Consider the following 15,429-nt stretch of genomic DNA (forward strand, 5'->3'; position numbering starts at 1 on the left):
GGGTTGTGCCTCTATGTCCGAATGACAGACCTGACCCCGAATGCTAGATCTCTTCCTGCTCATTCGTGAAGAAGCAATTTTTTTCGTTCTTACCATGAAACCACTGACAAGCTCGCTGATGCTGGTCCTGGCAGGGCTGGCGCACGCCGGCCTGGCCGGCGCCGCGACGCAGATCGCGCCCGACCACCGCCAGCTCCGATACACCGGCCGCGTCGACTTTTCCAACCCGGCCGCGCCGGTGCTGACCTGGCCCGGCAGCGAAATCGGCGGCGCCTTCACCGGCACCTCGCTGGCCGTGAAGCTCGACGACCAGCACGGCAGGAACTTCTTCAACGTCTTTATCGACGGCGACACCAAGCGGCCGCTCATCATCCAGGCCGACAAAGGGAGAAAGACCTACCTCGTGGCCAACGGGCTGGCTCCCGGCCGGCACCGCTTCCTGGTCACCAAGCGCACCGAAGGGGAGGAGGGCGCGACGGTATTCCTGGGGCTGGAACTGGACGATCGCGCCGGCCTGGCGGAGCCGCCGCCGCGCCCGAAGCGCCGGATCGAGTTCTTCGGGGATTCGATCACCAGCGGCATGGGCAACGAGTCGCCGGACGACGGCCCGGACCACCTGGGCAAGGACAAGAACAACTACCGGTCCTATGCGGCGATCACGGCGCGCAGCCTGGAGGCGGAAGCGCACTTCACGTCGCAGAGCGGGATTGGCGTGATGGTGAGCTGGTTCCCGTTCACGATGCCCGAGTTCTACGACCAGCTGAACGCGGTCGGCAACAATGAGTCGAGCTGGGACTTCAGCCGCTGGACACCGGATGTCGTGGTCGTGAACCTGATGCAGAACGATAAATGGCTGATCGACCGTGAACGGCGCCTGCAGCCTGCGCCTACCGAGGGACAGCGCATCGATGCCTACCAGGCGTTCGTGAAACGGGTTCGCAGCCTGTATCCGCAGGCTTACATCGTCTGCGCGTTGGGGAGCATGGACGCGACTGCCCCGGATTCACGCTGGCCCGGCTATGTGAAGGCGGCGGTGGAGCGCATGCGCAAGGAAGGCGACGCGCGGATCGACCACGTGTTTTTCGATTACACGAGTTACGGCCCGCATCCGCGCGTCAAGCATCACGAAGCGAATGCGGCCAGGCTGACCGCATTCATCAGGAAGAAGATGGCCTGGTAGGATCAGCGTGCGCCGGCCGCGAACTCGCGCGCCGGCAGACGCACGGTGGTTTCCAGCACCGGTGCATCGGCCGCCGTCGCCAGGATCACGCGGTATTCCCCGGCCGCGATCTTCCAGCTGTTGCTGGCGCCGTCGAACACCGCCAGCGTGCGCGGATCCACGGTCACCGTGCTGGCGCGGGTCTCGCCCGGTTTCAAGGCCAGCTTGTCCCAGCCGCCCAGGCGCTTCGGCGCTTCCCAGCCGCCGCCGACCCTGGCGACATACACCTGCGGCACCGCCTTGCCCGCACGGGCGCCGCTGTTGGCCACGCTGAAGTCGACCCGGATGCTGCCGGCGACCGGCTCCGCCTTCAGGCTGGTGAGCGCGAAGCTGGTGTAGGACAGCCCATGGCCGAAGGCGAACAGCGGCTTGTGGCCCTTCAGGTCGAACCACTTGTAGCCGACCGCGGCGCCCTCGATGTTGTAGTCGACGTCGAAACGCGACTCCTTCGGCAGCTCGACACCGTCGAGTTTCGGACGCGGCAGCTGGTTTTCCGAGGCCGGGAAGGTCTGCGGCAGGCGGCCCGAGGCATCCACTTCCCCGCTCAGCACGCGCGCGATCGCCTCGCCGCCATTCGTGCCCGGATACCAGGCCTGCACCACGCCCGCCACGCTGTCGATCCACGGCATCGTCACCGGGGTGCCGGTCTGCAGCACCACCACCGTGCGCGGATTGGCCCTGGCCACCGCCGCGATCAGGGCGTCCTGGCTGTTCGGCAGTGACAGGGACGGCGCATCCTGGCCCTCGGCGGTCCACTGGGTGGCGAACACCAGCACCACGTCGGCGCCGCTTGCCGCCTTCGCCGCGGCGGCGGCATCCTTGCCGTCGTGGTAAGTCAGCTGCGCCTTGCTGCGCGCCGCCAGCGCCTTCATCGGCGAACCCGGGAGGTAGGCCATCGGTCCCGGCCATTGCTTCGGTCCCTCGTTCGGCACCGCCAGGCCGCCGCGCGGATACACCTGGGCCGAACCGCCGCCCGACAGCACGCCCTTGTTGGCGTGGCCGCCGATCAGGACGATGCGCTTCAGCTTGCCCGCCAGCGGCAGGACCTGGTTCTCGTTCTTCAGCAGGACGATGCCTTCTTCGGCGTCGAGCTGCGAGATCCTGCCATGGGCGGCGTAGTCGATCCGGTTCGGCTCGTCCCGGACCGGCTTGTCCAGCACCCCGTTGGCGGCCATCGCCCACAGGATGCGCTTGACCATGTCGTTCAGGCGCGCTTCCGGCACATGGCCGTTCTGCACGGCTTCCTTGAGGGCGCCGTCGAAGTAGGGCGATTTGTCGAAGGGATAGCCGGACTGCTGGTCGAGCCCGTGCAGGGCGGCCGGGATGGTCGAGTGGGTGGCGCCCCAGTCGGACATCACATAGCCCTTGAAGCCCCAGTCGCCCTTCAGCACCTTGTTCAGCAGGTGCGCGTGCTCGCAGGCGTAGGGACCGTTGACGCGGTTGTAGGAGCACATCACCGACCCAGGGTTGCCGCGCTCGATGGCGATCTGGAAGGCCAGCAGGTCCGACATGCGGCCGGCCACGTCCTCGATCTTCACGTTGACGTGGTTGCGGCCGGTTTCCTGGTCGTTGTAGGCGAAGTGCTTGATGGTCGAGACCACGCTGTTCGACTGCACGCCGCGAATCTGCTCGCCCGCCATGATCCCGGCCAGCAGCGGGTCCTCGCCCGTGTATTCGAAGTTGCGGCCGTTGCGCGGTTCGCGCGCCAGGTTGACGCTCCCGCCCAGCATGACGTTGAAGCCCGACAGGCGCGCTTCCTTGCCGATCATGGCGCCGCCCTGGAAGGCCAGCGCGGGATTCCAGGTCGCCGCGGTGGCGATCCCGGACGGCAGGCTGGTACGCTCGCGCACCTGCTTGCCCGGCTGCGAGGCGACGCCGATGCCGGCGTCGGTCAGCCATTGCGGCGTGATCTTCAGGCGCTCGATGCCCTTCAGGTAGCCGGCCGACTGCGCCAGGGCGTCGGTTGGCGGCTTCTTGCCCTGGAACTCGGTGCCGAAGTAGCCGAACACCATGCCGATCTTCTCGTCCAGGGTCATCTGGCTGACGAGCTGCGCGGCGCGCTGCTGGGCGGCGTCGGGCGCCGGCGCCTGCGCGAAGGCGCCGGACGAGAACTGGACCGCGAAGGCGGCGCCAAGGGTCAATGCCCAGCGGGACGGCTGCAGGGGCTTGCTCATGAATCGATCTCCTAGTTTGTCTGTTTGTGAAACGTCTTACCACCAGATGGCGTAGATCGCCAGCAGGCCGAGGCAGATGAGGGCCGCGCCCAGCGCGAAGCCCGGGTCGACCCGGAACATGCGGGTATCGACCTCGATCTTCTCTTCCTGTTCATGCCGCTGGTTCGGGAACAGCTTGCTGATGATGACCATGCCGGCGAGGACCACCATGAACACGATGCCCATCCGGTCCAGGAAGGGAATTTCGTGGACGCCGCTGCCGTTCGCCTTGGCGAAGCCGGTCGAGGCCAGGAAGCCCAGGTCCATCACCTCCGGCAGGAACTTCAGGACGATGGAGAGAACGAAGCCGCCCAGCGTGGCGAACATCGCCGCCGCCGCCGTGGTCGGACGCCAGAAGAAGCCCATCAGGAACATCGCCAGGATGCCGGGCGAGACGAAGCCGGTGTATTCCTGGATGTACTGGAAGCCGCCTTTCTTGTCGATGCCCATATACGGCGCCAGGCAGACCGCCAGCAGCATCGACACCACCACGGTGACGCGGCCGATCCATACCATGCGCGTCTCGGACGCTTCCTTGTTGAAGGCCTTCTTGTGGATGTCGAGGGTGTAGATGGTGGCGATGCTGTTCGCCTTGCCGGCCAGCGAAGCGACCACCGCGGCGGTCAGGGCGGCGAAGGCGACACCCTTCAGGCCCGAGGGCAGGAGGGTCAGCAGCACCGGATAGGCGCGGTCCGGATTGACGTCGGCGCCGGCGCCCATGGTGGCGCCGAGCGCGCCCTGCTGGTGCAGCACGAAGGCGGCGATCCCCGGCAGCACCACGATCACCGGCATCAGCATCTTGAGGAAGGCGGCGAACAGGATGCCCTTGCGCGCCGTATGCAGGTCGGCGCCCAGCGCGCGCTGGATGATGTACTGGTTGCAGCCCCAGTAGTTCAGGTTCACGATCAGCATGCCGCCGATCAGGATGCTCAGGCCCGGCAGGTCCATGTAGTTCGGGTTGTCGCGGTCCAGCACCATGTCGAAATGGTTCGGGGCCTGGTCCAGCAGCAGCTGGAAGCCGGCGCCGACGCCCTGCATGCCGCGCTGGGCCGCCACCAGGTCGAGGGCCAGCCAGGCCGTCACCAGGCCGCCGGCCACCAGGCAGAACACCTGGATCACGTCGGTGTAGCCGATCACCTTCATCCCGCCCAGGGTGATGATCACCGCGAACACCGCCAGGAACACCATGCAGCCCCAGACGCTGATGCCGGCGATCGCGCTGATCGCGAGCGCGCCCAGGTAAAGGATCGAGGTCAGGTTCACGATCACGTAGAGCGACAGCCAGAACACCGCCATGATGGTGGCCACGCCCTTGCTGTAGCGCTGCTCGAGGAACTGCGGCATGGTGTAGATGCGGTTCCTGCGGTAGACCGGCATGAAGAACACCGCCACCAGGATCAGGGTGAGGGCGGCCATCAGTTCGTAGACGGCGATCGCCATGCCCATCTTGAAGCCGGAGCCGCTCATGCCGATGAACTGCTCGGCCGAGATGTTGGAGGCGATCATCGAGGCGCCGATCGCCCACCAGGTCAGCGAGCCCTCGGCCAGGAAGTAGTCGTGCGAGGCCGATCCGGTACGCTGCTTGCGCCGGTAGACCCACAGGCCATAGCCGGCGACGATCAGGAAGTAGATGAAGAAGACGGTCGTGTCGAGCGAAGAGAAAGTCGCGTTCTGCATGATGTTCGATCCCTGGCGCCCGCCGCGCGTACACGCGGACGGGCGCGTTGCGGCCAGGTCAGCGGCCGATCACCTTGACCAGTTTGTGGGCGTTGGCGGCGAAGTCGCGCTCGCCGCCGCTGGCGGTGAGCCTGCCTTCCGCCTGGTTCCAGCGCAGGCGGCTGGTCACCGTGTTGCGGCCCTTTTCGTAGTCGTACGAACGGCCGTCGTCGTCATACAGCGTGAACTCGCCATCCTGGCCCGGGTAGACCAGGATCTGGGCGATCGGCTGCCTGCTCGCGGTCGACTGCACGGGGCCGCCGAGCGGCACGATCGAGCCGGCCTTGACGAACAGCGGGATCCGGTCGATCGGCGCGGCCGCCCTGATCCAGCGTCCGCCGGCGTGCTTCTCGTTGGTCCAGAAGTCGTACCAGTCGCTGCCGGCCGGCAGGTAGACATCCTTCTCGGTCTGCCCCTGCTCGGTGACCGGGGCCACCAGGAAGGCCGGGCCGAACATGTACTGGGTGCCGATGTCGGCCACCTTCGGGTCGTGCGCGAAGTCCATCCACAGCGGACGCATGAAGGGCGCGCCGGTATCCCAGGTCATCTTCGCCTGGCTGTACATGTAGGGGATCAGCTGGTAGCGCAGGGTATTGAACTTCGCCATGACCGCCTCGGCTTGTTTGCCGAAGGACCACATCTCGCTCTGCTTGCGGTCGCCGTGCAGGCGCAGGGTCGGGGTGAAGACGCCGTACTGGAACCAGCGCGTGAACAGTTCCGGGTAGTCGTGGTTGTTGCCGACCACCTCGCGCGCATCCGAAGGATCGAGCAGCGGGGCCTTGGTCGCATGGGTGGTCTGCGGCAGGCGTTGCCAGCCGCCGATGTCGCTGCTCCAGTAGGCGATGCCGGAAGCCGTCATGTTCAGGCCGGTCGGCACCTGGCGCGCCAGCGCTTCCCAGGTCGGCTGGATGTCCGAGGACCAGAACAGGGCGCCGGTGCGCTGCGCGCCGAGGTAGGCGGCGCGCGACAGGATCATCACGCGGCGGTCCGGCTTCCAGGCGCGCATGCCCTCGGCGAAGCCCTCGACGTGCACCAGCGGGAACAGGTTGCGGTAGCGGTCGCCCGAGCCGATCGCATAGAACAGGCCGTCCGGCACCAGGTCGGGCTCGGTCTCGTCCAGCCACGGATAGTCGAAGCCGCGCGCCAGGATGTTGTCGCGCGCCTTCTCGAAGAACCACTTGCGCGCCGCGGGATTGGTGCTGTCGATCAGGCCGCCGGTGCGGTCGGAGCGGAAGGGCAGGCCATCCTGGGTCTTGCCGTCCTTGTCCTTCAACAGGTAGCCCTTGGCATCGAGCTCGTTGAAGTAGCGGCCGGAGGTCTCGAAGCGCGGCCAGATCGAGATGATCGACTGCATGCCCATGTCGTGCAGCTGCCTGTTCATGCCTTCCGGATCGGGGAACTGGGCGGGGTCGATGTCGAGCTGGCCCATGCGGGTCCAGTAGAACCAGTCGACCACCATGATGTCGAGCGGGTAGCCCTTCTGGCGGTAGGTGTTCGCCACGCGCAGCACTTCCTGCTGGCTCTCGTAGCGCGCCTTCGACTGGATCAGGCCGAACACCGACTTGGGCGGGATCGGCGTCCTGCCGGTCACGCGCGCATAGCCGGAATACAGGTCCTGGACCTTGTCGCCGGTGATGATGAAGAAGCTGACCCGCTCGCCGACATTCGACTGGAAGCGCGTGCTGCCGTTGACGCCCGCCACGAAGCGGGTCGCCGAGGGATTGTCCCAGACGATGCCATAGCCTTTCGAGGACACCATGAAGGGCACGCACACCGATTCGCCGGCCGGGGCGTCGTACCAGTGCTTGCAGTCGAGCACACGGCCGCGCAGCGACAGCGACGACATCGATTCCTGGTTCTGGCCCATGCCGTAGTAATGCTCGTCGGCCGGCGCGAAGAAGGAAGCGCCGACCTGCCAGGTCTTTTCGCCGTTGACCGTCTGCGGCGACATCTCCCAGCCGGTCATGTCGAGGATCTGTTCGCCCTTGGCGTTCTTCACCTGCAGGCCGACCGGCGCCAGCGAGGGGGCGAAGTATTTCTGGCCCTGGGTCGGCACGCTCGGCGCCGGCGCCGGATTGATGCTGAGGGTCATGCCGGAGGAGGCGAAGGTATCGCCCTTCTCGCCGGGCGTGTGCCAGAACCCGCCGTTGTCGGCGTTCTTCGGCAGGATGCCGTGGCCCGGGCCCTTCAGGACTTGGTCCTTGTCGGCGGCGATGGTGACGTGCACGATGTTGGGACCGTAGGCCTCGACCGAGACGAATGCGCCGTTGCGGTCCAGGGTCGCGAGCGGCGCCGCCAGGGCCGCGGGCGCCAGGGTCGAGGCGACCGCGAGGCACAGGATGCGCAGCGCGGCGCCGTGGGCGCGGGTGGTGAAGGGAAGCGCCGGGCGCAGCCGGGCCATCGGGTGTGTCATGCGTCGTCTCCTGATGATGTGTTTCAAGCCGCCCGGGGCGCACGGCCGCGGGCAGCTTCTGGTGCCATGCTCGATGAACTGGTGGGCGAAGCCGGCCGCGCGCCGCGGGCGGCTTCGCCGGACGGCTTAGAACGACATGCCGAGACGTACGCTGTAGCGCGGACCGGTGACGAACCAGGCGCGGCCCTTGTCGCCGACATGCTGGGTCATGATCTGCTTGTACTTGGCGTCGGTCAGGTTCTGGGCCTGGAAGTCGAGGCGCAGGTGCTCGTTGAACTTGTAGCTCACGCCGCCGTCCAGCTGGCCGTAGTCGTCCGCCCAGATCGGCAGGCCCCAGGCGATGTTGCGCTGGCCGAAGGTCGGGCTGGCCGGATTGGTGTCGGTGCCGTCGCCACCCTTGGTGCCGTTGTTGTTGGTGCCCAGCAGGTTCTTCGAACGCCAGCTCCAGGCCAGGCGGGCCGACCATGGACCCTTGTCGTACAGGACCGCGAAGTTGTACGAGTTGCGCGACATGTATTCCAGCGGCAGGTCGCCGAAGGTGCGGCCGTCGACGTCGCAGCCGTTCAGGTTCAGGTTCAGGTTGGCCGCGTTGTCGCCGCCCGAGCAGTACTGCGAGTACACGGGGCTGTACAGCTTGCGCTTGCTGTCCACGAAGGTGTAGTTGGCCTGGACGCCGAAGCCCGACAGCCAGCCCGGCAGCTTGTCGAAGTACTGCTGGTAGGCCAGCTCCACGCCGCGCGCATAGCCGCGGGCGCCGTTCACCGGCGCGGTGACGTTGAAGTCGATCACGCGGCCGGCGCTGTCGGTCAGCTGGTAGGTCGACAGCTGCTTGACGATGATGTCCTTCAGGCGCTTGTCGAACAGGGCGACGGTGAAGGAACCGGCCGGCGCGAAGTACCACTCGGCCGTCAGGTCGATGTTGCGCGAGGTGATAGGGCGCAGGTTCGGGTTGCCGGTGGCTTCGCCGGTGTGGGTCACGCTGGTGACGTTGGTCACGCCGTTGTTGGTGGTCGACGAGACGTTCTGGCTCAGCGTGGTGTAGGCCTGGAGCTGGGTGAAGTCCGGACGCGACATGCCCTTGCCGAGGGCGAAGCGGAACTGCAGCTTGTCGCTCGCCTTCAGGCGCAGGTTCAGGCTGGGCAGCCAGTTGTGGTACGCGTTCTCGTAGTCGCGGCGGCCGGCGAACGGAGCGATGATGGGGACCGGGACGCCCGCGGGGGTGCCGCCCGGATTGAAGGTCGGGTTGTAGACCGTGTAGCCGAACGAGGTCGCATCGGTCTTCACGTAGCGGATGCCGATGTTGCCGTCGACCGGGAAGCGCAGGTCGTCGAACGCGAAGCGCAGCTGGGTGTAGGCGGCCTTGGTTTTTTCCGACTGGTCGTTGGTGCCGGCCGGGTTGTCGCCGCCGAAGGTGGCCGGCTTCCATGGGTCGCAGGTGCCCCAGCCCTGGGCCGCCACCTGCTCCTGGCACAGGATCTGGTGGAACTGGTGCAGCTGGGCGTAGGTGCCCGGATAGCCGGTGGCCAGCGACACCGCCGGGAACACCACCGCCGGCACGCTGACGTCGCCGCCGAAGAAGTTCTTGAAGCTGTGCAGGCTGGTCGGCGCCTGGAAGCGCGGGTCGCTCAGGTAGGCCAGGCCGCTGATGTTCCAGCCTTCCTGCCACGGCTGGGTGACGGCCGCCCAGTTGTAGCTCGGGTTGGAGTTGGTGGTGTTGGCGTCGCGGTCGGTCAGGCGCACGCCGAAACGCACGTCGCGCAGCACCGGGTGGTCGAAGTCGTACTTGGCGTCGCCTTTCCACGCCTTTTCCTCGGCGCGGCTGCGGTCCATGTGCTCCATCGTGAACGCCCAGTAGTAATTCTTCGGATCGGCCAGGTAGGCCAGGTCGCTCGGGTCGAAGTTCAGGCGCGGCATGCTGCCGCTCAGGTCGATGTTCTGCTTCGGCAGTTTCAGGCCGGTGGCGACGGTGGAGTCGAAGCCGTCGGTATGGGCCTTGACGCGCTGGAGGTCGGAACTAAAGGTCCAGCGGTCGTTCGGGCGCCATTCGATGTTCCACGCGATGTCGGTGGTGTCCGACTTGCGGTTCGAGGTGCGCACGTCGTCGCCGAAGTTGATGCCGCCGTTGGCCGGGTTGGTCAGGGTGCCGCTCAGGAGGGCGCCGTTGGCGTCGTAGACGCCATTCGCCACCTGGATGCCGTAGGGCGAGCCTTCCTGCGAGAAGATCGCCTGCTCGTCCCACTGCATCCTGTACTTCGACTTGAAGTAGGTGACATGGCTCTTCAGGGTGTTATCCAGTTTCCACTGCAGCGCGCCATAGGCGCCCTGGCGCTTGCGCGCGAATTCCAGGGTGCGCCACTGGGCGCCCTTCGGCACCCAGACCGTGCGGCCCGGAACCAGGTCGGTGCGCGGGTAGTAGGGCTCGACCTGGAGGGCGTCGGTGCGGGTGCCGCTTTCCGACGAGGCAAAGTCGAACAGGGCGCCGAATTCGCCGGCGCCGGTCTTCCAGCGGTTCGAATACAGGATCGAGCCGGACGGATCGGCCTTGCCTTTCTTGAGTTCGGAATAGGTGCCCTCGACGGTGGCCGAGATGCGCTGGCCCTTGATGTCGAAGGGCAGCGCGGTGCGCAGGTTGACCAGGCCCGAGATCCCGCCTTCGATCTGCTCGGCGGACGGATTCTTGTAGACGTCGACGCCGGCCATCAGCTCGGGCGGCACGTCTTCGAAGTTCAGCGAGCGTCCGCCGTTGGCGGAGAAGGAGTCGCGACCGTTCAGTTCCGAGCGCACCCAGGTCAGGCCGCGCACCGACACGCCCGAGCCCTCGACCGAGAAGTGCTCGGGGTCGGAGCGCGACATGGTGCGGTCGATGGTGACGCCCGGGACGCGCTGCAGCACTTCGGTGACGGAGCGGTCGGGCAGCTTGCCGATGTCTTCGGCGACGATCGAATCGACGACTTCGTCGGAGTTCTTCTTGAGTTGCTGGGCGCTGTTCAGCGCGGCGCGCTGGCCGGTGATCGTGACGACCTGGGGATCCTTGGCTTCGCCGGCCTGCTGGGCGAACGCGGCGGACATCCAGCACACGTGCGCGACGCCCACGGCGATTGCCGTCCTGTTGAATTGCCTCATGTTGTTGTCTCCATCCGTTGTTGTTCAGCCCGTCTGTGGGGCTCTTTCATGTAGCGCTACCATGCTCATGTTTTCGGGATCGGTGGCGCGACCTGTTAGGGAATATAACACCAAATGTTAGGCGCAACCATTAATTCTCTTGTGCTGTGCATGAATGCGATTTCCCAGTGAAAGCGCCCGATGTAATCGATTTCAAGCTGTGGCGATCCGCAGGTCCGGCGCAGGTTCTGTAAGTACCGGATTTTTCAGGAAAAAAGTTCCAGGGTGGATTGCTGCGCCGGTTGGGCAGCGGCAGGCGGCGCTGCCCTGCCGAGTGTGAGCGCGACCATCCTTGCCGGTCCTGCAGTGTTGTATTTTGAGCACGCGCGCGAACGCAAGGCCGGCGTCGCGCGCCGGCGGGGAGTGCAGGCGGCGTTGTTGTCACATGCATATCGATTTTCGATGGCCTGGCAGGGCGCCCGCGACTAGAATCGCGCTGTTATCCGTCAGCCCATGGGGAACCGCATGCGTCCGATCCACCTTGCACCACTTCTTGCCGCGGCCCTGGCCGCGCTCTTGCCCGCCTTTCCGGCCCTGGCCCAGACCCTGCCGTCGATCAGCGTGCCGCCCGGGATCGACCGCGTCCTGCGCGACTATGAAAAGGCGTGGGCGGCCAACGACGCGACAGCGCTCGCCAGCCTGTTCACCGAGGACGGGATGGCCCTGCCGAGCGGCCAGCAGCCGGCCAGGGGCAAGGACAGCATCGCCAGGGCCTATGCGGGCGGCGGCGCGATGCCGACCTACCTGCGCGTGCTTGACTACCGCGCTTCCGGCGACATGGCGTATGTGGTGGGGGGATATGGACCGGCCGGCCAGCCGGACGACGTCGGCAAGTTCGTGCTGGTGCTGCGCCAGGTGGATGGCCGCTGGCTGATCGCAGCGGATATCGAGAATGCGAACAGGCGAATGGGGCCGCCGCCGCGACCCGCGGCGAAGCCGGCTGGCTGAACGCCGCCCGGCTTTGCGCGCCGGCCGCGCCCTGGTACAACAGGCGCGGCCGGCGGGGAACGGAGCACCGGGCAGGCGAGCCGCCCGGGTCCGTCACGTCAGGGGATGGACTCCCGCGACGCTTACAGCGACTTCAGGAAGGCAAGCAGCTTGTCGCGTTCAGGCTTCGACAGGTTCTCGAAGCGCTCGCGCGAACGTTCCGCTTCGCCGCCGTGCCACAGGATGGCTTCGGTCAGGGTGCGTGCGCGGCCGTCGTGCAGGTAGCCTGCGCCGCCTTTCTTGCCCGAGACCTTCTCGGTGTAGCCGATACCCCACAGCGGCGCGGTACGCCACATGTTGCCCTTGGCCTGGCCTTCGACGAAGCTGTCCGCCAGACCTTCGCCCATGTCGTGCAGCAGCAGGTCGGTGTACGGACGGATCGTCTGGTCGCGCAGCTCCGCGAACAGGTGGTTCGAACCGGTCTTCATCTCCGCAGTATGGCAGGCCACGCAGCGCAGGTCGGCGAACAGCTTGGAGCCGTCGATCACCTGCTGCGGGTTGACGACCAGGTCTTCCAGCGGGGCCACTTCCTTCGCCCACTCGGTCGCCACGCTACGCTGGGCCGGAACCGCGACCAGCGCCAGGTACTGCGCGATCGAGGTCAGTTCGGCTTCGGTCACGCCTCGCTCGACGCCGTTCTGCTTGCAGTTCGCAGGGTCGGTGTGGCAGGAGCGGTTCGGATACACCGGCGAGGTCACGGCCATGTCCTGCAGCAGGGCGGCCGCGGACTGGTGGCGCAGCGAGGCCTTGGAGGCCTTCCAGCCGAAGCGGCCCAGGCGCACCGCACCCGACTCCGGATCGAACACGAAGTTCGCCACGCCCTTCACGCCGTCGGCGTCAGGAGCGGTACGCACGCGCGCCAGGATGTCCGCTTCCGGCACCGCTTCCAGCAGGCCGGTGCCGATCATCGGCTGCGCAGCACGCAGCGAGATGATTTCCGGCCTCGGACCTTCGAAGGCGAGCTTCGGCTTGCGCAGCTCGATCGGCGCTTCGCCCGGCAGGGTGACGGTGCGGGTCTCGAAGGAGGCGACACGCACGTTGTTGCCCCAGTCCTGAGGCGCGCCGGTGCTCGAATACGCGTTCATCTGGACCGCAGTGCCATAACGCGGGTGCGGCACCTGCTCGCCGCTGTCGTTGGTCACCGCGGTGCGCACCGTCATGGCGTCCAGGCGCTGGTTCAGCGCCAGCGCCGGGCTGCGGCCGTTGTTCACGTGGCAGCCGATACAGGCGGACTGGTTGAAGCGCTGTCCTTGCAGGTTGACCCCAGGCAGGTACTTGTCGTTGCCCGGCTCGTTGTGCATGCCAGTGGTGAAGTTGGTGTGGATCAGGCGACGGCCTTCGACGAAGCGCTGCATGTTCTGCATACCGATGTTGTTGAACGGTTGCTGGAACATCCACTCTCCGTTGTCGGCATAGTCGTAGCCGACCGAGCCGATGCCGCCCGACAGCGTGTGCGCCGGCAGCGGCACCGAGTACAGGCGCGGCTTGACGCCATACCACGGCTTCAGGCCTTCGCCGACCACGTACAGCATTTCTTGCGAGTAGTAGCGGAAGTCGCCATTGTCGCCCACGGCGTCCATGCCTGCACGGGTGCCGAACATCGACGGGCCGAGTTCGACATAGTCGCCAACGCGCAGTGCCCGCGCCGCGACATTGGTGCCGTTATTGTAGCCGTCGACGTTCAGCCCGCGGTGACCCGGATACTCCTTGATGCGCTGGGTACAGCCGCTGTTGATGCCTTGCGGGGAAGCCAACTGGCCGGCGGCCGGGTAGGGCATCGGTGCGCACAGCGCGATCTTGTCGTCGACCAGCTCACCCGGGACCATCCAGCCGAAGCCGGTCACGCCGACGTCGTCGAAGGCGCGGAAGAACTTCACCTGGCCCGGCAGGAAGTCGACCCTGTGGTACTGGTTGTAGATCAGGGTCGGCTTCGTGACGCCCGCGACACGGCTGTTATCGATGATCTCGATACCCCAGGTGCGGTTCTTGAAGTACTGCGGGATGAAGGTCAGGTAGTTGCCCGGACCCTTGTCCACCGGCAGGCCGGTGGCGAGGTCGTAGGTTTCGTTGGCGCCGTAGCCTGGTTCGTTCCAGTCCTCCCCGCGCTCGCGGGCGTGGCGGCCTTGGGCACGGGTGCCGTAGCGGGTAACCAGGGTGCCGTCAGGCAGCGAGAACTGCAGGGTTTCGATCGGCTGGGCGGAGCCGGGCAACGGAACCATGCCGCTGCCGCTGGCCGGGAACTGGAGTGCGCTGGTGGGCGATTCCGGCTGGGTGTTGTCGCTGCCAGGGCTCTTGAACTCGACTTCGAACAGCGAGTAGCCGTAGGCCGTGGCGCGCTGGACACCCTGCAGGCGGATGTAGCGGCCATAGGCGTTGAGGTTGAAGAATTCCTCGATGCCGCCCTTGCTGCTCGACTGGGTACGCAGCTCCTTCCATTCCTTGCCGTCGTCCGAAACTTGCAGGATGAAATGCTTGCCATACGCATTTTCCCACTGCAGCTTCATGTAGCCGATCGCGGTCTTGGCGCCGAAGTCGAACTGGATCCAGGCATTGTTCTCCGGGATACTAGCCCAACGCGTGCTGGTCTTGCCGTCGATCGCATTCAGCGCCGACAGGCCGGCGTTTTCGACGGCCGAGGAGCTTGCGGTGACCGGCTTGACGACGACGCCAGGCTTGGTCGGGTCGTACGGTGGCGGCGGATTCGGATCCGGATCCGGATCTTCACCCGGTTCCTCGTCCGGCGGCGTGGTCGGCGAGCCGGTAAAGGCCTGGATCTCGAAGATCGAGTAGCCGTAAGCGCCCGAACGCTTGATGCCCTGCATGCGCAGGTAGCGGCCCTGGACGGAGATGCCGGTGATGTCCTCGGTGCCACCCGCGCTGTTCCTGACCTGCTTGGCGGTTTTCCACTCGATGCCGTCTTCCGAATACTGGAGGTCGTAGTCGGTCGCGTGGGCGTTTTCCCACTGGATCTGGACGCGGGTGATCAGCTCGGATTTGCCGAAGTCGAGGGTCAGGTGCTCGTTCTCGGTGAACTGGCTGCTCCAGCGGCTGCCCTGGTCGCCGTCGATCGCCTTGGCGGCGCCGAGGTCGTCGCGCTCGGCCGAACTGGCCACCGCGCTGACCGGGGTGAGCGCGGTCTCGGCGGCGAAGACGTCCGCCAGGCCGCGCATCATGCTCCGGGCGGTGCTTTCGACCGCGCTCATCGTGCTGTCGGCGTTACCGCCGCCGCAGCCGGCGATCAGCAGGGCGAGGGCGAGAGGTAACCCTTGCTTTGAATACCTGCGTAATCGTCCATTTGTCACTGTATGCCCTTGCGGCATGAGTTTCATGCTACCTCCCTTGATAATGGTTGATTGCCCAGCCTTGGCCTGGACGACCGGTGGCCGTCCAGGATCCGGCATGGGTTCAGCTCTTTTTTTCCGCAAACCCCAGTACGACGGAGAGCAAATTCGTCGTCCTGGACCGCTACCTTGCTGGACAGCCGGGGGGCAACAGCAAAGTGGTGAGCGCAGGGAGGGTTCGTGTGGCGTGGGCCTGCCAGTGAGGTGGTGGCACTACCTAAAATATTGCTCTACGGCAACGGTAGCGACACGATAAATGCAGCGTCAATACGCGTCAAGCGTGCGTTCCTTGTCCCAGTCGGAATGTGCGCACATGGATCACTGTGACAATGTGGCATGTCGGATGGGCGTGCTGGGGCGCCTGCGGGCAGGCCGAGG

Annotated in this window: 7 protein-coding genes; 2 read left to right on the forward strand and 5 right to left on the reverse strand. The window is 66.1% G+C overall.

Going from position 1 to position 15,429, the window contains the following annotated elements; translation table 11 throughout:
* The first annotated feature begins 94 nt into the window (after positions 1 to 94).
* Complete coding sequence (locus tag H162_RS0105425) at positions 95 to 1,180, forward strand: SGNH/GDSL hydrolase family protein (RefSeq protein WP_026354261.1); 1,086 nt, start codon at positions 95 to 97, stop codon at positions 1,178 to 1,180.
* A gap of 2 nt (positions 1,181 to 1,182) precedes the next feature.
* Here the strand turns inward: H162_RS0105425 and H162_RS0105430 are convergent, their stop codons facing one another.
* From H162_RS0105430 to H162_RS0105445, 4 genes are all read right to left on the reverse strand, one after another.
* Positions 1,183 to 3,393: a glycoside hydrolase family 3 C-terminal domain-containing protein gene (locus tag H162_RS0105430; protein WP_020652438.1), complete on the reverse strand. Its 2,211-nt coding sequence runs from the start codon at positions 3,391 to 3,393 to the stop codon at positions 1,183 to 1,185.
* 36 nt (positions 3,394 to 3,429) lie between these two features.
* On the reverse strand, positions 3,430 to 5,109 hold the full coding sequence (locus H162_RS0105435; protein ID WP_020652439.1) for a sodium:solute symporter family transporter: 1,680 nt from the start codon (positions 5,107 to 5,109) through the stop codon (positions 3,430 to 3,432).
* Positions 5,110 to 5,167: 58 nt separating this feature from the next.
* Positions 5,168 to 7,561 (reverse strand): glycoside hydrolase family 31 protein, encoded by a 2,394-nt coding sequence (locus H162_RS0105440; protein ID WP_229451943.1) that lies wholly within the window; start codon positions 7,559 to 7,561, stop codon positions 5,168 to 5,170.
* Positions 7,562 to 7,687: 126 nt separating this feature from the next.
* Positions 7,688 to 10,684 carry a TonB-dependent receptor gene (locus tag H162_RS0105445; RefSeq protein WP_020652441.1) on the reverse strand — a complete coding sequence of 999 codons (2,997 nt, stop codon included), beginning with the start codon at positions 10,682 to 10,684 and terminating at the stop codon, positions 7,688 to 7,690.
* Positions 10,685 to 11,188: 504 nt separating this feature from the next.
* On the opposite strand from H162_RS0105445, the gene H162_RS30170 reads away from it, so the two are divergent.
* On the forward strand, positions 11,189 to 11,671 hold the full coding sequence (locus H162_RS30170) for a YybH family protein (RefSeq protein WP_084676941.1): 483 nt from the start codon (positions 11,189 to 11,191) through the stop codon (positions 11,669 to 11,671).
* A gap of 122 nt (positions 11,672 to 11,793) precedes the next feature.
* Here H162_RS30170 and H162_RS0105455 read toward each other — a convergent pair whose 3' ends face one another.
* A complete protein-coding gene (locus H162_RS0105455; protein ID WP_020652443.1) occupies positions 11,794 to 14,913 on the reverse strand; it encodes a di-heme oxidoredictase family protein in 3,120 nt (1,039 codons plus the stop codon).
* Positions 14,914 to 15,429: the final 516 nt, after the last annotated feature.

This window comes from Massilia niastensis DSM 21313, assembly GCF_000382345.1.
GTDB classification, from domain to species: Bacteria; Pseudomonadota; Gammaproteobacteria; order Burkholderiales; family Burkholderiaceae_D; genus Telluria; species Telluria niastensis.